Source organism: Micromonospora sp. WMMD987 (assembly GCF_029581435.1).
GTDB classification, from domain to species: Bacteria; Actinomycetota; Actinomycetes; order Mycobacteriales; family Micromonosporaceae; genus Micromonospora; species Micromonospora rifamycinica.
In genome coordinates this window covers 6,380,684-6,399,842 of record NZ_CP120861.1, presented here as the reverse complement: position 1 = coordinate 6,399,842, position 19,159 = coordinate 6,380,684, and the positions used below count along the sequence as shown (strand labels likewise).

Below are 19,159 nucleotides of genomic sequence, written 5' to 3'. Positions count from 1 at the left end.
AGTGTGGAGACCCGCCGCAGGCCGAGGACGGACTGTCGAGGAGCGTGCGATGGCTCAGCGGAACAGCTCAGGTCGCGGTGCGACGGCGACCTCGACCACGCGTCGGAGCGGTAACCGGACCCCGGGCACCCCGGGCATCTCCGAGGCGGAGATCTCCCGGATGAAGGTCGACGACCTCCGGGGCCAGTTGCGTCGTCGGGGGATCTCCGGGATCTCGGCGCTGCGTAAGCCGGAACTGGTGAAGACCCTCGTCCGGACGTTGCGCTCGGAGGTCCGGGCCGGCGGCGCGGCGCGGCGTAGCACCGGCCCGTCCGGCCGGGCGCCCGCCCGCAGGAGCGCCGGCGGGACGGCCGCCGCCGGTAAGGCCGCCCCGGCCCGCCGGAGCAGCCCGGCCCGGGCCACGGCGACCCCGGCGCGCAGGGCCACCCCGGCCCGGGCCAAGGCCGCCCCGGCCCGCCGGAGCAGCCCGGCCCGGTCGGCGGCGAAGGCCGGAGCCGGCCTCCGTACCGGGCGGTCCACCTCCCGGTCGGTCCGGTCGGCGCAGCTCATCTCCTCCCCGGCGGACCGGCCGGAACGGCCCGGGCGCAGCCTGGTCACCACCAACCACCAGGTGATCCGGAACTGGGCCGCGGCCCGGGGAGCCAGGCCGGCGACCATCGCCGGCACCGAGCGTGACGGCCGGCCGGGGGTGCTCACCTTCGACCTCCCGGGTTACCGGGAGAGCCGCCGGGTGCAGGTGGTGAGCTGGGACGACTGGTTCCGGACGTTCGACGGCCGCCGGCTGAACCTGATCTTCCAGGAGCAGTTGCGGGACGGCCGGCAGAGCAACTTCTTCCGGACCGAGTCACCCGATCGGGAAGACGGTTGAGGCGTTTACCGGAATGGCTGCCGGGTAGCCGCGTGTTGGCAGTCAGATGACCCGGAACGGCGACACCGCAGCTCAGGGCGGGGGTGTTGTGACCGGCGAGACAGTGCTCGCGGGTTGTATCCGGAAACCGGGCGAACTAACTTTATTGCACCGCGCTACGCTCGGAAACGTTCGGGGGAGCGGCGGATCGATCAGATCCGTGCACCGAGCGGGGCGCACATGGGTGGAGCACACCGTTGGGGGACGGTGCCACCCGGGAACCGGCGGCGCGAGCGGGCGACGCTTACGGGGGTGAGGGTCGCCCGCCGCCGCCGGGCAGGCGGTACGAGCGCCCACCGCGACGTTCCGGTCGACGGTGGGCGCTCTGCCGTTTTTTCCCGCTCTCCCGGGCCCGCCACCCCGCCCTGCCGGGGTCTGCCCGCTCTCCGTCGGCGTCAGCCGGCGACGCGGGACGGGGCCGGCGCGGGAGGTGCGGTGACCGCGGCCTCGGCGGCCTGGGGGACCGGTGGCGCGATGTCGGCGACCGGCGCGGCGGGGCCGCGCAGCATGCTCGCCCGCCGTTCCCGGGCCGGCCCGGAGAGCAGGTGGCCCAGCGCGGTCACCGCGCCGATCCCGGCGCAGCCCAGCCAGAGCGTGGCGTTGCCGGCGTGTTCCCGGACCAGCCCGCCGAGCACCGGGGCGATCGCGCCGGCCAGCTGCCAGGAGAGGGAGAAGACGCCCTGGTAGCGACCGCGCAGCTCGGCCGGGGAGAGCTCGGCGATCAGGGTGGCGTTGGACGGGGAGTTGAGCATCTCGCCGAGCGTCCAGATCAGCACGGCGAGCCCGAAGAACCAGGCGGCGTCGGCGAACGCGGTCAGCCCGAAGCCGACCCCCATCACCACGGCGGCGAGGGCGAGCACGTGTGACCGGCTCCGCCCCCGGATCAGCCGGGGGACGAAGAGCTGGCCCGCCACGATCAGCACGCCGTTGAGCGCGATCACCGCGCCGTAGGTGGCCGGGGAGAGCCCGGCGTCCCCCATCGCGATCGGCAGCATCGAGATGTGCTGGAGGAAGACCAGCGCACCGAGCAGGTTGAGCACGACGAGCCCCAGGAACACCCGGTCGGCGGCGATGGTGCGCAGCGCGCCCGCCCGCGGCGGCCCGCCGGCCGGTGACCTGAGCGCGCTGGTCGTCGGGGCACGTCGGGTCTCGCCGACCCGGACGAAGACGATCAGCGCGGTGACCAGGGTGGTGGCCGCGTCGACCACGAACAGCAGCAGGTAGCCGGCCTCGGCGGCCAGTCCGGCGAGCACGGCGGCGCAGGCGAAGCCCAGGTTGATCGCCCAGTAGTTCAGCGAGAAGGCCCGCAACCGGTCCCGCTCCGGCACCACGTCGATCATCATGGCCCCGAAGGCGGGGCGGGCGGCCTCGGCGAACGTGCCCAGCAGCAGCGCGCCCGCCGCCACCGCCCAGAGCGGCCGGGCGAAGCCGAGCGCGAGCATCATGGTGGCTGCGCCCAGGTGGGCGGTGAGCAGGGTGGGCCGCCGCCCCCACCGGTCGGCGAGGGTGCCGCCCACGGTGGTGCCCACCGCGCCGCCGACCCCCCACAGGCCGATCACCAGACCGGCCTGGGCGGCGGAGAAGTGCCGGGCCTGGGTCAGGTAGATGGCCAGGAAGATCAGCACGAACGAGCCGAGCCGGTTGATCAGGGTGCCGGCCCAGAGGTACCAGAAGGTCCTCGGCAGTCCGCCGGTGGTGTCCCGGAACCAGTTTCCCACCCCGCGCACGCCCGCCCCCGCTCCGGTAATGACCGTATTCCTTCAAGCGCCTTACAACCTAGTTTCGGGGCACGGTCCCGGGCACCGGAATTTCCACGTGGTGGTCGTCACCACCACCGCCCGCGTGTCCGCGCGCCGGGTGCGGCAGGATGATCGGCATGACTGCGAGCGAGGGGCCCACCGTCGGGACGCTGGTCCTGCTGCGGCACGGCGAGAGCGACTGGAACGCGAAGAACCTCTTCACCGGCTGGGTCGACGTCGACCTGACGGCCAAGGGGGAGGCGGAGGCACGCCGTGGCGGCGAGTTGCTGCGCGAGCACGACCTGCTGCCGGACGTGGTGCACACCAGCGTGATGCGCCGGGCGATCCGTACCGCCGAGCTGGCGCTGAACGCCGCCGACCGGCACTGGATCGCGGTGCGCCGGTCGTGGCGGCTCAACGAGCGGCACTACGGCGCCCTGCAGGGCAAGAACAAGAAGCAGATCCTGGACGAGTACGGCGAGGAGCAGTTCATGCTCTGGCGTCGCTCGTACGACACCCCGCCGCCGCCGATCGCCGACGACGACGAGTTCTCGCAGGTCGGTGACCCTCGGTACGCGCTGCTGCCGACCGAGCTGATGCCGCGTACGGAGTGCCTCAAGGACGTCGTGGCCCGGATGCTCCCCTACTGGTACGACTCGATCGTGCCGGACATCCTCGCCGGCCGGACGGTGCTGGTGGCGGCGCACGGCAACTCGCTCCGCGCCCTGGTCAAGCACCTCGACCAGATCTCCGACTCCGCGATCGCCAAGCTGAACATCCCCACCGGCATCCCGCTGCGCTACGACCTCGACCCGCAGCTGCGCCCGATCACCCTGGGCGGTGCCTACCTCGACCCCAACGCCGCCAAGGAGGCCGCCGCCGCGGTCGCCAACCAGGGCCGCTGACCCGACCCGGAAGGGCTCCCGGCCCCGGCGACCTCCGCCGGGTCGGGAGCCCTTTCCCGTGGTCGGGCGGTGCGGTCAGCTCGTGGCGGGGGCGGTCTCGCCGGTGATCAGGTAGACCACCCGCTCGCCGGCGTTGACCGCGTGGTCGGCGAACCGCTCGTAGAAGCGGCCGAGCAGGGTGGCGTCGATGGCCGTCTCCACCCCGTACGGCCAGTCGTCGCCGAGCAGCACGCCGAACAGGCTCTTGTGCAGGTCGTCCATCACGTCGTCGTCGCGGTCCAACTCGGCGGCGATGTCGGCGTCGGGGGTGGCCAGCACCTTGCCGATCTTCTCGGCCATCCGGTCGGCGACCGAGGCCATGTCGGTGAAGACCGGCCGCAGCTCGGCCGGCACCGCCGGGGAGGGGTGCCGGCGCAGCGCGGTCTTCGCCACGTGGTCGGCCAGGTCGCCCATCCGTTCCAGATCGGCCGCCACGTGCAGCGCGGTGATCATCGCGCGCAGGTCGGAGGCGACCGGCGCCTGCCGGGCGAGCAGGTCGCAGACCCGTTCCTCGACGTGCTGGTAGAGGTTGTCGATCTCGGCGTCCCGCGCGATCACGGCCTCGGACGCCTCGCGGTCGGCGGTGAGCAGGCCGCGGGTGGCCTGGCGCATCGCGGCGCGCACCCCCTCCGCCATGTCCACCAGCAGTTGGCTGACAATCTGCAGGTCGGCCCGGAACTCGTCGCGCATCGTCACTTCCTGGGGTCGGTGCCGCCGACCGCCCTCCGGGCCATCGGCGTACGGGTTGAGCAGGTGCGGAACCCACGGTAGGCGGGGGTGGCGGACCCGAGATGAACCCGGATGAACGGCGCGGGGACCGCGAGTGAATTTCTTCCGAAGCGAGTGTCTTTCGTCCCGTTCTGGGCGATAGCCAGGTTAACAATGACCCTACGATCGCCGGGTGGAATGGGCGGTGGCGATCGTGGTGGCTCTGGTGACCGGACTGGTCACCGGGCTGCTGCTGCCGGGATCCGCCCGCGACCGGCTACGCCGTCCGGCGTCGGCCGGGGGCGAGAGCTCCCGCCGGAACATGGGGAGGCCTGCGATTCCCGACGACCAGTCCGGCGGGCTGAGCGGACTCGGCCGCAAGACCATCGACTCGCTGCGCGCCGGCGTCGTGGTGCTCGGCCCGGACGACGTGCCGGTGCTGGTGAACCCGGCCGCGCGGGCGATGGGCCTGCTGCGTACCGGCGCCACCCCCGGCTCCATCGCGGCCCACCCGCTGATCCGTACCCTCGCCGGGCAGGTGCGGCGGACCGGGGTGCGGCGCGAGATCGAGCTGGACCTGCCCCGGGGCCGCGACAACGCCGGGGAGAACCCGCTCGGCGTGCACCTGCGGGCGATGGGCATCGGCGGCGGGTACATCGCCGTCGAGGCCGCCGACGTCACCGAGTCGCACCGGCTGGCCCGGGTGCGGCGGGACTTCGTGGCCAACGTCAGCCACGAGCTGAAGACCCCGATCGGGGCGTTGCAGCTCCTCGGCGAGGCCCTGGTCGACGCCACCGAACCGACCGACGGGGCACCGGAACTCTCCGAGGACATGCTGGCCGCCCGCCGGTTCGCCGAACGGATCCAGCACGAGTCCACCCGGCTCGGCCGGTTGGTGCAGGAGCTGCTGGAACTGACCCGGCTCCAGGGCGCGGAACCGCAACCCGCGCCGGAGCCCGTGGCGGTCGACTGGGTGATCGCCGAGGTGCTCGACCGGACCCGCACCTCGGCCACCGCCCGCCGGATCCAGGTGGTGACCGAGGGGGAGCGCGGGCTGACCGCCTACGGCAGCGACAGCCAGCTCGCCACCGCCGTGTCCAACCTCGTGGAGAACGCGATCACCTACTCCGGCGAGGACACCGTCGTGCGGGTCGCCACCCGGGCCGACGCCGACCACGTCACGGTCTCGGTCACCGACCAGGGGATCGGGATCGCCCCCACCGACGTCGACCGGATCTTCGAGCGGTTCTACCGGGCCGACCAGGCCCGGTCCCGCGCCACCGGTGGCACCGGCCTCGGCCTGGCCATCGTCAAACACATCGCCAGCAACCATGGCGGCCGGGTGGAGGTGGCGAGCACGCTGGGAGGGGGTTCGACGTTCACCCTCCGGCTACCCGCCAGCCCTCCGGACGACCTGGAGACGATACTGCCGTCCGCTGGTATCGAGCCCGGCCCGGCCGAACTCCGCCAGGCCTGACCGTACGAAAGGAAACACCCCCTGTGAGCCGCGTACTGGTGGTCGAGGACGAGGAGTCGTTCTCCGACGCCTTGTCGTACATGCTCCGCAAGGAGGGCTTCGAGGTGTCCGTCGCCGCGACGGGCACCTCCGCCCTCACCGAGTTCGACCGGACCGGCGCGGACATCGTGCTGCTCGACCTGATGCTCCCGGAGATGTCCGGGACGGAGGTCTGCCGGCAGCTGCGACAGCGCTCGCACGTGCCGATCATCATGGTGACCGCCCGGGACAGCGAGATCGACAAGGTGGTCGGGCTGGAGATCGGCGCCGACGACTACGTCACCAAGCCGTACTCGCCCCGGGAGCTGGTGGCCCGGATCCGGGCGGTGCTGCGCCGGCAGACCCCCGAGGTGACCGAGTCCGGTGCGCCGACCCTGGCCGCCGGCCCGGTCCGGATGGACATCGAACGGCACGTGGTGACCGTCGACGGGACGGCCGTGCAGCTTCCGCTCAAGGAGTTCGAGCTGCTGGAACTGCTGCTGCGCAACGCCGGCCGGGTGCTCACCCGGGGCCAGCTCATCGACCGGGTCTGGGGTGCCGACTACGTGGGCGACACCAAGACCCTCGACGTGCACGTCAAGCGGCTGCGTTCCAAGATCGAGCCGGAGCCGTCCGCCCCCCGGTTCATCGTCACCGTGCGGGGACTGGGCTACAAGTTCGAGCCGTAGGCCGTCCGGTGCGCCGGGGCGACGGAGCGTCGCCCCGGCTCACCGCCCGCCGCTGGCCGGGTGCGGGGCGACCTGGCCCTGGCGCAGCCGGGCCGCGCACAGCTCGGCCAGCTTCGCGTACGCGGGCCCGCCGATCAGCGCGGTCAGCTCCGGGGCGTACGACAGGTACATCGGCTCGGTGCCCACGTGCGCGTCCGTGGACGAGGTGCACCACCAGTCCAGGTCGTGCCCGCCGGAGCCCCAGCCCCGCCGGTCGAACTCCGCCAGCGTCGAGACCAGCACCTTGCTGTCGTCGGGCCGGGTGGTCCACTGCTGGTCCCGACGGACCGGCAGCTGCCAGCAGACGTCCGGCTTGTACTCCAGCGGGTGCACCCCGTCGCGCAGCGCCTGGCCGTGCAGGGCACAGCCGCCCCCACCGGGGAAGTCGGCGTCGTTGAGGAACACGCAGGGCGCGTCCTCGCCCCGGGTGGCGGTCCGCCGGGCCGGGTTCTCGCCGTCGAGGGTGTCGGTCGCGGTCCAGTTCTTCGTACCCCGACGGAAGTGCTGCCAGGTTTGCGGGGTGAGCCGCTTGACGGCGGCCCGGACCCGCTTCTCGTCGTCGGTGTCGGTGAAGAACGCGCCGTGCGAGCAGCAGCCGTCGGCGGCCCGGCCGGCGACGATGCCGTGGCAACCCCGGCCGAAGACGCACGTCCAGCGGGACAGCAGCCAGGTGAGGTCGGCGCGGACCAGGTGCCGCTCGTCGCCCGGGTCGACGAACTCGATCCACTCCCGGGGGAAGTCCAGGGGCACCTCCCGGCTCCGCGGATCGCCGGGGTCGTCCACCAGCACCTGCAGCTCCACCTGGCTCGTCACCCGGACCAGGGTACGCGGGGTCGGTCGACCGGGCCGGCGAGCCGTGGAAACGAATTGGCCCTAGGGTCGTCTCATGCGGCTGGGTGTGCTCGACGTCGGTTCCAACACGGTCCATCTGCTTCTGGTCGACGCCCACCACGGCGCGCACCCCTGGGCGGCGCACTCCGAGAAGGTGGTGCTGCGGCTGGCCGAGCAGATCGGGCCGGACGGCGCACTCACCCGGGCCGGGGCCGACGGGCTGGTGGAGGCGGTCGGCGCGGCCCGGGCGGCGGCCACCGCCCTGGCCGCCGACGACCTGCTGGCCTTCGCGACCAGCGCGGTGCGCGACGCCACCAACGCGGGCGAGGTGCTGACCCGGGTCCGGGAGGAGACCGGTGTACGGCTGGAGGTGCTCTCCGGCGCGGACGAGGCGCGGGCGACGTTCCTCGCGGTCCGGCGCTGGTTCGGCTGGTCGGCGGGGCGGCTGCTGGCGATGGACATCGGCGGCGGTTCGTTGGAGCTGGCCGCCGGCATCGACGAGGACCCGGAGGTGGCGGTGTCGCTGCCGCTGGGGGCCGGCCGGCTCAGCCGGGAGCGGCTGCACGTCGACCCGTCCGGGTCGACGCCACCGACCGCCGAGGCCGTGGAGGAGCTGCGGGAGTACGTCGACGCGCAGCTCGACGCGGTGGTGGAGAAGCTGTCCGGGGTGGGCTGGGACCGCCCGGTGGCCAGCTCCAAGACGTTCCGGACGCTGGCCCGGCTGGCCGGGGCGGCACCCTCCTCGGCGGGCCTGTGGACCCGCCGCAGCCTCACCCGGACCGGGGTGCGGCAGGTGCTGGGGTTCGTCCGGCACATCCCGCCGGCCCAGCTCCCCGAGCTGGAGGGGGTGAGCGCCGGCCGTGCGCACCAGCTGCTGGCCGGCGCGGTGGTGGCCGAGGCGGTGCTGCGCCGGTTCGACCTGTCGGCGGTGGACATCTGTCCGTGGGCGCTGCGTGAGGGTGTCATCCTCAGACGGTTGGATCAGCTCGTGCCGATGTGACGTACGCCGGTGGTCCCGGGGCTTTTGCGGTTGCTCGTCCCGAAGCGTGGTGGCACACCGGGCTACCCTCGGGGATGTGACTTCCCGCGTCCCGGTGCTCCTGTCCAGTTCCTCGGTCTTCCCCGAACGGACCGCGGCGGCGTTCCAGCTCGCCGCGGCACTCGGCTACGACGGCGTCGAGGTGATGGTCTGGACCGACGCCGTCAGCCAGGACGCCGGGGCACTGCGCGGGCTCGCCGCGCACTACGGTGTCCCGGTGCTGTCGGTGCACGCCCCCTGCCTGCTGGTCACCCAGCGGGTGTGGAGCCCCGACCCGTGGGAGCGGCTGCGCCGGGCCGCCGAGCTGGCCGACACGCTGGAGGCGCCGACGGTGGTGGTGCACCCGCCGTTCACCTGGCAGCGCGACTACGCCCGGCACTTCGCCGACGGGCTGCGCACCGTCGCCACCCGGTTCGACGGGCTGCACTTCGCGGTGGAGAACATGTACCCGGTCCGGATGGCCGGGCGGCAGTTCGTGCCGTACGCGCCCGGCTGGGATCCGACCGAGGTCGGCTACCCGGCGTACACGCTCGACCTGTCGCACTGCGCCGCCTCGCACAGCGACCCGCTGGCGATGGCCGACCGGATGGGCGCCGGCCTGGCCCACGTCCACCTCGGCGACGGCACCGGCGAGGGCCGCGACGAGCACCTGGTCCCCGGCCGGGGCAGCCAACCCTGCGCCGAGCTGCTCCGCTCCCTGGCCGGGCGCGGCTTCACCGGCTCGGTCGCGGTGGAGGTCACCACCCGGGGCGCCAAGAGCCGCGCCGTCCGCGAGGCCGACCTGCGCGAGTCGCTCGCCTTCGCCCGCGCCCACCTCACCGCCCCCTCAACGCCTGACCCGCGCCTGCCCTCCGCAGGCCCGCCCCGGTGATCGAGAGGGGTCAGGGGACCGGGGTGAGGGCGGGTTGTTCGGCGGCGCGTTTGCGGGCGCGGTGGGCGGCCACGTGGGAACGGGTGGCGCAGCGGTCCGAGCAGAACCGGCGGCAGCAGTTGGACGAGGTGTCCAGGTAGACGTTGCCGCAACGGTCGTCGGCGCAGACCCCGAACCGGGCGCTGCCGTACTCGCAGAGCCAGACCGACAGGCCCCACACCGCGCCGGCCAGGTACTCCGACGAGACCGAGGCGCCGCGGCTGGTCACGTGCATGTGCCAGTCGCTGGAGTCGTGGCCGGAGATCCGCGGTTGCACCGGGAACGCCTCCAGCATGGCGTTCAGTTCCGCCACCGCCTGGGCGTCGCGGCCCGAGGTGCCGTACTCGAAGACGTCCCGCAGCCGTTTCTGCGCCCGCCGGAAGACCGCCAGGTCCCGGTCGGCGACCTCGTCGCGCATCCAGGCGTTGTCGTCCGGGAAGAGGGCACGCAGGTCGTCGAGGCCGTCCAGCCGGGAGTTGACGAGGTCGACCCCGGTCCGGGCGTACGCGTCGAAGTTCACCCGACCAACGGTAGACGACTCACGGAACGCGCGGTGCGTCGATGTAGTGCGGCACGAAACGCGCGTAACCGTCGGTGATCAGACTCTCGCTCTCCCGGATGCCGGCCCCGGCCGACTCGCCGTCGACGATCCAGCTTCCCAGCACCATTCGACCCCCGTCGAACTGCGGCAACGCCCGGAACTCCTGATAGCAGAAGCCCTCGTCGCCATAGATCCCCGGATTGCTGATCTCCGTGTCGCCGGTGACGATGCGTACCGAGCCGCCCTCCCGGCCGAGCAGCGGCTTCGCCACGTACTCCGGCATGCCACGCGGTGAGTCCAGGTACGCCGGTAGCAGGTACTCGTGCCCCGGGAACAGCTCCCAGAGCACGGCCAGCAGCGCCTTGTTGGACAGCAGCAGCTTCCAGGCCGGCTCGATCCAGGTGGTCGGGGTGCCCGGGTCCAGCGCCGGTCGGCCGTACGGCTCGGCCAGCATCCACTCCCACGGGTAGAGCTTGAAACAGGTGGTGACGGGTCGGTCGGCGGCGTCGACGAAGCGCCGGCCGTCCCAGCCGACGTGCTGGATCGGCAGCAGCGTCACGTCCAGCCCGGCCTGCCGGGCCGTCTCGGCCAGGTAGCCGGCGGTGATCTGGTCCTCGCCGGACTCCTCCTCGTTGGACCAGCACACGTGCACCCGCCGGTCGTGCAGTCCGGCGCCGATCTTCGCCCACGCCCCCACCAGCCGCTCGTGCAGGCTGTTCCACTGGTCCGCGTCGGGGCGGGTCTCCTCCAGCCAGTACCACTGGACGATGCTCGCCTCGACCAGCGCGGTCGGGGTGTCGGCGTTGTACTCCAGCAGCTTCGGCGGCCAGGAGCCGTCGTAGGCGAGATCGAACCGGCCGTACAGGGTGGGCGGGCGCTCGTGCAGCGACCGGGCCACCGCCTGCGCCGCCCAGGCCGGGATGCCGAACTCGGCGTACCGGTGGCGGGCCACCACGTGCTCGGCGGCGGCCACCGACATCCGGTGCAGTTCCTCCGTGGCCTCCTCCAACCGCAGCACCTCGTCGAGGTCGAAGGCGTACGCGGCGGTCTCGTCCCAGTACGACATGAGCTCGCCGTCGGGCAGCTCGGTTTCGGCGTACACCAGGCCCTGGGTGCGGATCACGGCGGCGAAGTCCGGCCGGGGGGTGACCCGTTCCCGACGCACCGTCAGCCTCCGCAGGAGGCGAGGTGGGTGCCGAAGCCACCGCGTTCCGGCAGCACCCCCGCCCCCGGGTCGGGTGCGGCGGCCCGGGACTGGCCGCCGGCGGTCGGCACCCGCATGGCGAGCGCGACGGTGTCCCCACCGCCGACCGGGCCGAGAGCGCAGTCGTCATCGTCGTCGTCGGAGGTGAGGTTGCAGCCGGACAGGGCGAGCGCCAGGGCGGTGAGCGCACCGAGCTGCACGGAGGCCGACCGCAGCCGGCGACGGGGGTGTCGTTCCACGTTCATGGTTGTAACCGATCGGTGCCATCCGCGCGCCCCCGGACAGTGGCCTGTGACGCGGTTGGAACCTGGCCGGCCCGGCGGTGGACGTCCGCCCCGACGCGGCCCGGCCCGGCGGTGGGCATCCGGCCCGGTGCGGCGGTGGGCATCCGGCCCGGTACGGTCCGGCCGCCGCCGGGCGTCGTCGGGCCGTCGGGCGATACGCTCGGCCCATGCTCCGTTCCGTCATCCTCGCCGCCTCCCGGTCATCCCAGGTCGAGCGGCTCGTCGCGACGGCCCCGCTCACCCGGGACGTCGTCCGCCGGTTCGTCGCCGGCACCGGCACCGACGACGCGTTGCGCGCGACCCGCGCACTCGTCGCCGACGGCCTCGCGGTCACCCTCGACTACCTCGGCGAGGACACCGTCACCCCCGAGCAGGCCGTCGCCACCCGGGACGAGTACCTCGCCCTGCTGCGGACGCTCGCCGCCGCCGGGCTGACCCCGGCCGCCGAGGTGAGCGTGAAGCTGTCCGCTCTCGGCCAGCGCTTCGACGAGCAACTGGCGTACGACAACGCCCGGGCGATCTGCGTGGCGGCCGACCGGGCGGGCACCACGGTCACCCTGGACATGGAGGACCACACCACCACCGACTCGACCCTGGACGCGCTGACCAAGCTGCGCAAGGACCACCCGTCGACCGGGGCGGTGCTCCAGGCGTACCTGCGGCGCACCGAGTCGGACTGCCGGGAGCTGGCCGGCGTGGGGTCGCGGGTGCGGCTGTGCAAGGGCGCGTACTCCGAGCCGGAGTCGGTGGCGTACCAGTCGGCCCGCGAGGTGGACAAGTCGTACGTGCGCTGTCTCAACGTGCTGATGTCCGGTGCCGGCTACCCGATGCTGGCCACCCACGATCCGCGCCTGATCGCCATCGGCGAGGACCGGGCACGCTGGTTCGACCGGGGGCCGGACGAGTTCGAGTTCCAGATGCTGTACGGCATCCGGCCCGACGAGCAGGCCCGGCTGGCCGGCGAGGGCTACACGGTGCGCACCTACCTGCCGTACGGGGACGACTGGTACGGCTACCTGATGCGCCGTCTGGCCGAGCGTCCGGCGAACCTGGTGTTCTTCGGCCGGGCGCTGGCCTCGAAGAAGTGAGCCGGCCGGGTGCCCGTCCGCCGGTGAGCCGGGAGCGGGCCGTCGTTTCGGACGTACCGCGCACCCGGGTGGAAAACGCCAGGTCACGACCGGGTGAACGCGAGCTCTCCCAGGATCAGTTGCCGGAAGGGATCGCGCAGGTCACAAGCGTCCCGCTACCGTACTGGTAACACGCGCGTTGCCGGCCCGCACGGGAGCTCCGTCGGGTGGCGCGCGCCGGGCATGGGATGGGTCGGTGAGCCATGGCCGGGTCGCAGTCCTCCGACGGACGGTTGTCGGACGTCAGGTTCCTCACGGTCGCCGAGGTGGCTTCGGTGATGCGGGTTTCCAAGATGACGGTCTATCGCCTGGTGCACAGCGGTGAACTCACCGCGGTCCGGGTGGGCCGGTCGTTCCGGGTGCCCGAGCACGCGGTGCACGACTATCTGCGGGGGGCGTTCCAGGAGACGGCCTGACCTCGCCGAGGGTGACGTAACGGGCATCGACGGGGGCGCGTTGGTCCGGGTGAGGCCCTCCGGCTACCCTGGAGTCGATCCTGACCGTACGCCGGTGCGCCCCGCTGCCACCACGCTGGTCCAGGTCCGTTGTCCGCAAGCGGCCACCGGCGTCACCATCTCGACGCCGAGGGTCCGCCCCGAACGTTGCATTGAAAGGCTGTCGTATGGGCTCGGTGGTCAAGAAGCGCCGCAAGCGCATGGCTAAGAAGAAGCACCGCAAGCTGCTGCGCAAGACCCGCGTCCAGCGTCGCCGTCTCGGCAAGTGACCCGTCGCCGGGCCACCACCCGGCGTGCGGTGCCGCTTGCCAACTGTCGACCCTCGGAGGCTCAGGTGATCAGGCCGCGGACATCCCGGCTCGGTCCCTCCTGCCGGTCAAGGCGTGCGCGATGACCCCCGGAGGCACCCCAGGTGCCCCGGGGGTCGTCGTCGTCACCGGGGTCGGCCGCTACCTGGGTGCGCACGTCGCCGCCCGGCTCGCCACCGACCCCCGCATCGAGCGGGTGATCGGTGTCGATCCGGCCACCCCCGGCCCCGAGATCACCGGCCTGCTCGACCGGGTCGAACGGATCCGCCTGGACCTCGACTCGCTCGGCGGGTTGCTGGCCGACCTGGACGTCGACGCCGTGGTCCACCTGGCCCTGGCGACCGCCCCCGACCCCCAGCACGGCGGCCGGTCGGCGATGAAGGAACAGAACGTCATCGGCACCATGCAGCTGCTCGCCGCCTGCCAGCGGGCACCCCGGCTGCGCAAGCTCGTGGTCCGGTCGTCGACCGCCGCCTACGGCGCGTCCTTCCGCGACCCGGCGGTCTTCACCGAGGAGACCGAGCCCCGCGAGGTGCCGCGCGGCGGTTTCGGCCGCGACATCCTCGACATCGAGGGGTACGTGCGCGGCTTCCGTCGCCGTCGCCCCGACGTCACCGCGACGGTGCTGCGGTTCGCCCCGTTCATCGGCTCCACCGCCGACACCACGCTCACCCGCTACTTCTCCCGGCCGGTGGTGCCCACCGTCTTCGGCCGCGACCCCCGGCTCCAGTTCGTGCACTTCGACGACGCCCTGGAGGTGCTGCACCGGTCCATCGCCGAGGACCACCCGGGGACGTACAACGTGGCCGGGCCGGGGGTGCTCTCGCTGTCCCAGGCGATCCGCCGGGCCGGCCGGGTGGCCGTGCCGGTGTGGGAGCCGGGCCTGTCCGGAGCCGCCGCGATCGCCCGCAACCTCGGTTTCGGCCGCTACGGCCTGGACCAGGTCGACCTGATCGTGCACGGCCGGGTGGTCGACACCAGCCGGCTGACCCGGGAGTACGGCTTCACCCCGCGCTCCACGGCCGCCGCGTTCGACGACTTCATCCGGGCACACCACGGCGGGGTCGTGGTCGACCGGGAACAGCTCGCCGTCGCCGAGCAGGCGGTGCTGGAGAGCATCCGGCAGATCCGCTCCGCCGTCCGGGACCGCACGTGACCGAACCGAACGGCCACCGCCGGCTCACCACGCCACCCGTGCCCACCCCACCGGCCCACGACGGGGCGGCCCGCAACGGGTCGGCACCACCCGTCCCGCCCGCCCCCGCCCCACCGCCGGCCCCGACCGCTTCCGGTCCCGCCGCCCCCGCCCCGGCGGTCCCGGACCCGCCCGCCGCTGCCGACCCGGCTGCGGCTGCCGACGCGGCTACCACTGCCGACCTGCCCGCCGTCGACCCGGCTGCTGCCGGGGCGGCGGTCCCGGACCGGTCCGGTGACGTGTGGGACCGGCGGGTCGCCACCGGTCTGGCGTTCCTGCGCCGCCGCCTCTCCGGCCAGTACGAGGTGGACGAGTTCGGCTTCGACCCGGAGCTGACCGGGGCGGTCTTCCACCCGCTGCTGCGGCTGCTCTACCGCGACTGGTTCCGGACCGAGGTGACCGGCCTGGAGCACGTGCCCACCGACGGGGCCGGCCTGGTGGTCGGCAACCACTCCGGCACGGTGGCCCTGGACGCGTTGATCCTCTCCGCCGCCCTGCACGACCAGCATCCGACCCGCCGCTACCTGCGGTTGCTCGGCGCGGACCTGGTCTTCCGGATGCCGGTGGTCTCCGAGCTGGCCCGCAAGACCGGCGGTACGGTCGCCTGCAACCCGGACGCCGAACGGCTGCTCGGCAAGGGCGAGCTGGTCGGTGTCTTCCCGGAGGGTTTCAAGGGGATCGGCAAGCTCTACTCCGACCGCTACAAGCTGCAACGCTTCGGACGGGGTGGCTTCGTCTCGGCGGCGCTGCGCACCGGCACCCCGATCGTCCCGGTCGCCATCGTCGGCGGCGAGGAGATCTACCCGATGCTGGCCGACATCAAGCCGTTGGCCAGGCTGCTCAAGCTGCCCTACTTCCCGGTCACGCCGACGTTCCCCTGGTTGGGGCCGCTGGGCATGGTGCCGCTGCCGAGCAAGTGGCTGATCGAGTTCTGTCCGCCGATCCCGACCGCCCACCTGACCGACTCGGCGGACGACCCGCTGGTCGTGTTCAACCTCGCCGACCAGGTCCGCGAGACCATCCAGCAGACCCTGCACCAGCTGCTCGAACGCCGCCCCGACCCGTTCGGCCCCTGACCGGCCCCGGTCGTCCCGGGTGCCCGGGTCAGGCCGGGCGGCGGCGTCGGTGCAGTGCGAGGCCGGCGGAGACCGCGCCGGCGAGCAACCCGAGCGCGGCGGTCGACGGTAGGGCGATCCGTGCCGCCCGGCGGCCGGTGCGGAAGTCACGAACCTCCCAGCCCCGCCTGCGGGCGGTCCGCAGCAGCGCGCCGTCCGGGTTGATCGCCACCGCCCGGCCCACCGCGACGAGCATCGGCAGGTCGTTGCGGGAGTCGCTGTAGGCGGTGCAGCGGGCCAGGTCCAGCCCCTCGACCGCGGCGAGCCGGGTGACCGCCTCGGCCTTGGCCGGCCCGTGCATCAGGTCACCCACCAGCCGGCCGGTGTACGCCCCGTCGACGATCTCGGCGACCGTGCCGATCGCACCGGTCAGGCCGAGCCGGGTGGCGATCACCCGGCCGATCTCCACCGGCGCCGCGCTGACCAGCCAGACCCGCTGGCCGGCGTCGAGGTGGCGCTGGGCGAGCCGACGGGTGCCGGCCCAGATCCTCGGTGCCATCAACTCGTCGAAGATCTCTTCGGCGAGCCGTTCCACGTCGTCGACCCGCCAGCCCTCGACGAAGGCGAGCGCGACCTGCCTGGCCCGCGACATGTCGCCGGCGTGCTCGGTGGCCAGCAGCCGGAACCGGGCCTGCTGCCAGGCGAACCGGGCCACGTCACGGGTGGTGAAGTAGCTGCGGGCGGCCAGCCCACGGGCGAACCAGTAGATCGACGCGCCCCGCATCATCGTGTTGTCGATGTCGAAGAACGCGGCGGCGCGGGAATCCGTGGGCACCGGGGGCACCGTGGTGTCCGCCCAACCGGCGGTGTGGCCCCGGCCGTCGGTGCTGACGGTGACCCTGCGGTTGCTGACCATCGCACCTCCCTCCGGCGACGGGCCGACCCTCCGGTGTCGAGCCTAGTCCGGGGCTGACCCCGGTCGACCGGCCGAGACGGGAAGTGTGGCGGGCGGCTCGGTGTCGCTCAGCGGCCGACGGGGCAGGTGGCCGGGGTGGGGCCGAGGGCGTCGCTGCCGACCGGGGCGGGCAGCGTGCAGGCGATCGCGGCGCGCAGCGCGTCGGAGCGCCGGCGGATCGCGTCGAGCAGGGCGAGGGACTGCCGGGTGCGGTCCCGCTCGGCGGAACCGGCCCCGTCGAGCAGACCACCGACCGCCCGGCGCTGGCCGGTGACGAAGGTGTTCACCGCGTCCAGCGCCGCCGGGTCGGCGTGCTGCGCCGCCGCGGTGGTGAGCAGCCGTACGCCCTGCCGGGTGTCGGTGTCCATGTCGTCGAGCACCGCGCTGAACCCGGCCGGGTCGTCGCGCAGGGTGGCCGCCTCGTCGAGCCGGGTCCGGGCGAAGTCGAGGAAGAGTTGCCCCCGGCTGACGTCCGAGCTGGCCAGGGCGAGTTGAGCCCGTTCGGTCGAGCGCTTCATGCCGTACAGGGCGTCGCCCGGTACCGCGTTCTCGCTGGCGGCGGAGATGCCGGAGACGGCGACCGCCCCGGCCGCGATGCCGACCAGGATGGCCCCCCGGGCGCGGGCGCGTCGGGCGGTCGCCCCGCCCAGCAGGGCACCCCGGACGGTGGTCTTCGGGGCCGCCCCGGCGACCGGGTCGGCGGTGCCGTCCCGTTCGGCCGTGGCGACCAACATGGCCCGCAGGCCGGCCCGGAACTCGGCGTCCACCTCGACGACGGGTCGTTCGGCGACGAGCCGTCGCCCGACCGCGACGAGCGCGGTGAGCTGGTCGTCGGCGCGGGAGCGGACGTGGTGGCGTCGGCCGCCGTCGGCCTCGTCGAGAAGCTGGGCGAAGCGTACGGCCCGACGACGGGAGAAGAGGTCGCTGTCCACCGCAGGCACCCCCTCTCGCTGGTGACGGCCGGTCGGCCGCGGTGGTTCCCCACGACCGGTGGCGGCGTGCGCCGTCGTACCCGGGTCGGGGTCGGCGGCGCTGCTCCGGACCGGGACGGGTCCGGGGGCGCCGGACAACCACCGGTCGCATCCGGAGAAACGCTCCGCGGCGGGTACCGGTTACGGGGCAGCCGGGGGCGAAATCACTACCAGTGAGCGTCGTCGCAGGTCAGGGCTGGAAACCGGCCGGCAGGAGCCGGGCCAGCGCCCGGACCGCCCGGTACTGCAACGCCTTGATCGCGCCCTCGTTCTTGCCCATCGCGCGGGCCGTCTCCGCCACCGAGAGGCCCTGGAGGAAGCGGAGCACGATGCACTCCTGCTGTTCCGGGTTGAGCCGGGTGACGGCGGTGAGCAGCGCCACGTTGGTGATGTGCTCGACCACGGCCGCCTCGGGGCTGCCCTCCGGCCCGCGGTCCTCCCGGTCCGCGTCGAGCACGTCGCCGGTGGTCACCTCCAACCGGTAACGGCCGGACTTGAAGTGGTCGGCGACCAGGTTGCGGGCGATGGTGACCAGCCAGGCGCCGAGGTCGCGGCCCTGCCAGGTGAAGCTGCCGATCCGCTTGAGGGCGCGCAGGAAGGTGTCGGAGGTGAGGTCCTCGGCCAGTTGGCGGTTGCCGACCCGGAAGTAGACGAACCGGAAGACCGTGTCGACGTACCGGTCGTAGATCAGCCCGAAGGCCTCGGACTCGCCGGCCTGCGCCCGCTCCACCAGCATCCAGACCTCGGTGGCCGGGTCGGACGGGTCGGGTCGGCTGGGGAAACCGGTGGGCGGGGTGCCGGTGGGCGGCGGGCCGTCGGCGGGCGGGCCGGCGGCCGGCGGACCGTCGGCCGGAACCGCCGGGATCAGCGCGGTGTCGTCGGCCGGGACGACGGGGATCAGGGCGGTGTCCGGCGGGGCGTCCCCGGTCGGGACGGCCGGGATCACGGCGGTGTCGTCGGCCGGGACGGCCGGGATCACGGCGGTCTCGCCGCTGGCCGGGTCGGCGGGGGCGGGTGGTTCGCCGGCCCGTCTGCTCTGCGTCGGCATGACGTGCTGCGGGGCGGACAGGGTCGTCCGGCTGCCCGGTGCGGCGTTGCCGCCCGGCGCGGTGGACCGGGGTGCCGCCTCGTTGTGGTGCGGGCGCGGGTGGACCCGACGGGAGGCCGGGTCCGGGCGGGCCGGATCCATCCGTTCGTTGACCGAGGCGCGGGGTGCCGGCCCGGTGAGACCGGGGGAGTGGTCCGCGTAGCCGAAGGCGGTCACCGGGCCTCCCCGGGGTGCGCCACGACCGGGACCGGGTGGCGGCGGGAGGCCGCCGCGCCGGGTCTGCCCTTGACGGGCAGGGCCGTGTGGGGGTGTGCCGACGCGCGGCAGTTCCCCTTGAGGTGCTGGTCCAATGCGCGCACAGGCACGGGGGCCTCCTCGGGCTGAGGGGTGTCGACTCACGGCAAATGGGGTGAGCCGACCCGAGTGATGATAGGGCCAACGTCACCCGCGCGTGGCAAGTCCGTTACACAGGGCCAAAGTATTTGCGTGCTCCGCACACACCTGGCGGACCGGTTGTCCGTCGCCGTCGGTTGACTTTCACGTCGCTGCTTGCTTGGGGGTGAATGGCCAGTTCAGAGTGGGGTCGTCCGGGTGTCGACGAGGCCCGTGACGGGGTCGGCCGGCGGCGTTTCCCGGCCCCACGCGGGGGTGTCGGGCGGTCGGTCGGCCGGGTCGGTGGGCCGTCGTGGTTGACGCAGGGTGACCGTACGGTGTG

20 protein-coding genes are annotated in these 19,159 nt (G+C 73.4%); 11 read left to right on the top strand and 9 right to left on the bottom strand.

Annotated elements, in window-relative coordinates; all coding sequences use genetic code 11:
* Positions 1-49 precede the first annotated feature (49 nt).
* The gene (locus tag O7612_RS27265) at positions 50-868 is read left to right on the top strand and encodes a hypothetical protein (protein WP_282268594.1); all 819 of its coding nucleotides are present in this window, start codon (positions 50-52) and stop codon (positions 866-868) included.
* Between the two features lie 434 nt (positions 869-1,302).
* On the opposite strand, the gene O7612_RS27260 is transcribed toward O7612_RS27265, so the two are convergent.
* Positions 1,303-2,634, bottom strand: coding sequence for an MFS transporter (locus O7612_RS27260; protein ID WP_282268592.1), 1,332 nt, complete (start codon positions 2,632-2,634; stop codon positions 1,303-1,305).
* A 149-nt stretch (positions 2,635-2,783) separates the two neighbouring features.
* On the opposite strand from O7612_RS27260, the gene O7612_RS27255 reads away from it, so the two are divergent.
* A complete protein-coding gene (locus O7612_RS27255; protein WP_282268591.1) occupies positions 2,784-3,551 on the top strand; it encodes a phosphoglyceromutase in 768 nt (255 codons plus the stop codon).
* 75 nt (positions 3,552-3,626) lie between these two features.
* Here O7612_RS27255 and phoU read toward each other — a convergent pair whose 3' ends face one another.
* On the bottom strand, positions 3,627-4,280 hold the full coding sequence (gene phoU / locus O7612_RS27250; RefSeq protein ID WP_282268589.1) for a phosphate signaling complex protein PhoU: 654 nt from the start codon (positions 4,278-4,280) through the stop codon (positions 3,627-3,629).
* Positions 4,281-4,491: 211 nt separating this feature from the next.
* Here phoU and O7612_RS27245 point away from each other — a divergent pair, with 211 nt between their 5' ends.
* Complete coding sequence (locus tag O7612_RS27245; protein ID WP_282268587.1) at positions 4,492-5,775, top strand: ATP-binding protein; 1,284 nt, start codon at positions 4,492-4,494, stop codon at positions 5,773-5,775.
* 23 nt (positions 5,776-5,798) lie between these two features.
* Complete coding sequence (locus O7612_RS27240; protein WP_282268585.1) at positions 5,799-6,482, top strand: response regulator transcription factor; 684 nt, start codon at positions 5,799-5,801, stop codon at positions 6,480-6,482.
* A gap of 39 nt (positions 6,483-6,521) precedes the next feature.
* Here the strand turns inward: O7612_RS27240 and O7612_RS27235 are convergent, their stop codons facing one another.
* Positions 6,522-7,334, bottom strand: coding sequence for a hypothetical protein (locus O7612_RS27235; protein ID WP_282268583.1), 813 nt, complete (start codon positions 7,332-7,334; stop codon positions 6,522-6,524).
* 73 nt (positions 7,335-7,407) lie between these two features.
* On the opposite strand from O7612_RS27235, the gene O7612_RS27230 reads away from it, so the two are divergent.
* Positions 7,408-8,352, top strand: a complete 945-nt coding sequence (locus O7612_RS27230) for a hypothetical protein (RefSeq protein ID WP_282268581.1) — start codon at positions 7,408-7,410, stop codon at positions 8,350-8,352.
* Positions 8,353-8,428: 76 nt separating this feature from the next.
* Positions 8,429-9,262, top strand: coding sequence for a sugar phosphate isomerase/epimerase (locus O7612_RS27225; protein ID WP_282268579.1), 834 nt, complete (start codon positions 8,429-8,431; stop codon positions 9,260-9,262).
* Positions 9,263-9,272: 10 nt separating this feature from the next.
* Here O7612_RS27225 and O7612_RS27220 read toward each other — a convergent pair whose 3' ends face one another.
* Genes O7612_RS27220 through O7612_RS27210 form a run of 3 tightly spaced genes read right to left on the bottom strand, consistent with a single transcriptional unit; the run spans position 9,273 to position 11,291 of the window.
* Entirely contained in the window at positions 9,273-9,821 is a 549-nt protein-coding gene (locus O7612_RS27220; protein WP_282268577.1) for a CGNR zinc finger domain-containing protein, read from the bottom strand.
* A 19-nt stretch (positions 9,822-9,840) separates the two neighbouring features.
* Positions 9,841-11,007: a glutathionylspermidine synthase family protein gene (locus tag O7612_RS27215; RefSeq protein ID WP_282268575.1), complete on the bottom strand. Its 1,167-nt coding sequence runs from the start codon at positions 11,005-11,007 to the stop codon at positions 9,841-9,843.
* 2 nt (positions 11,008-11,009) lie between these two features.
* Positions 11,010-11,291, bottom strand: a complete 282-nt coding sequence (locus O7612_RS27210; RefSeq protein ID WP_282268573.1) for a hypothetical protein — start codon at positions 11,289-11,291, stop codon at positions 11,010-11,012.
* 206 nt (positions 11,292-11,497) lie between these two features.
* On the opposite strand from O7612_RS27210, the gene O7612_RS27205 reads away from it, so the two are divergent.
* From O7612_RS27205 to O7612_RS27185, 5 genes are all read left to right on the top strand, one after another.
* Positions 11,498-12,418 (top strand): proline dehydrogenase family protein, encoded by a 921-nt coding sequence (locus tag O7612_RS27205; RefSeq protein WP_282268571.1) that lies wholly within the window; start codon positions 11,498-11,500, stop codon positions 12,416-12,418.
* Between the two features lie 242 nt (positions 12,419-12,660).
* Positions 12,661-12,873, top strand: a complete 213-nt coding sequence (locus O7612_RS27200) for a helix-turn-helix domain-containing protein (protein WP_088646105.1) — start codon at positions 12,661-12,663, stop codon at positions 12,871-12,873.
* Positions 12,874-13,079: 206 nt separating this feature from the next.
* A complete protein-coding gene (locus O7612_RS27195; protein ID WP_007465623.1) occupies positions 13,080-13,181 on the top strand; it encodes an AURKAIP1/COX24 domain-containing protein in 102 nt (33 codons plus the stop codon).
* Positions 13,182-13,302: 121 nt separating this feature from the next.
* Positions 13,303-14,376 carry an NAD-dependent epimerase/dehydratase family protein gene (locus tag O7612_RS27190; protein WP_282268567.1) on the top strand — a complete coding sequence of 358 codons (1,074 nt, stop codon included), beginning with the start codon at positions 13,303-13,305 and terminating at the stop codon, positions 14,374-14,376.
* A 221-nt stretch (positions 14,377-14,597) separates the two neighbouring features.
* Positions 14,598-15,491, top strand: coding sequence for a lysophospholipid acyltransferase family protein (locus O7612_RS27185; RefSeq protein ID WP_282274070.1), 894 nt, complete (start codon positions 14,598-14,600; stop codon positions 15,489-15,491).
* A gap of 28 nt (positions 15,492-15,519) precedes the next feature.
* Here O7612_RS27185 and O7612_RS27180 read toward each other — a convergent pair whose 3' ends face one another.
* The 3 genes from O7612_RS27180 to O7612_RS27170 all read right to left on the bottom strand — a co-directional run bounded on the left by O7612_RS27180 (position 15,520) and on the right by O7612_RS27170 (position 18,660).
* Positions 15,520-16,386 carry an HAD-IB family hydrolase gene (locus O7612_RS27180; RefSeq protein ID WP_282268550.1) on the bottom strand — a complete coding sequence of 289 codons (867 nt, stop codon included), beginning with the start codon at positions 16,384-16,386 and terminating at the stop codon, positions 15,520-15,522.
* Between the two features lie 107 nt (positions 16,387-16,493).
* On the bottom strand, positions 16,494-17,357 hold the full coding sequence (locus O7612_RS27175) for a DUF5667 domain-containing protein (RefSeq protein ID WP_282268549.1): 864 nt from the start codon (positions 17,355-17,357) through the stop codon (positions 16,494-16,496).
* 229 nt (positions 17,358-17,586) lie between these two features.
* Complete coding sequence (locus O7612_RS27170) at positions 17,587-18,660, bottom strand: ECF subfamily RNA polymerase sigma factor, BldN family (RefSeq protein ID WP_282268548.1); 1,074 nt, start codon at positions 18,658-18,660, stop codon at positions 17,587-17,589.
* Positions 18,661-19,159 lie beyond the last annotated feature (499 nt).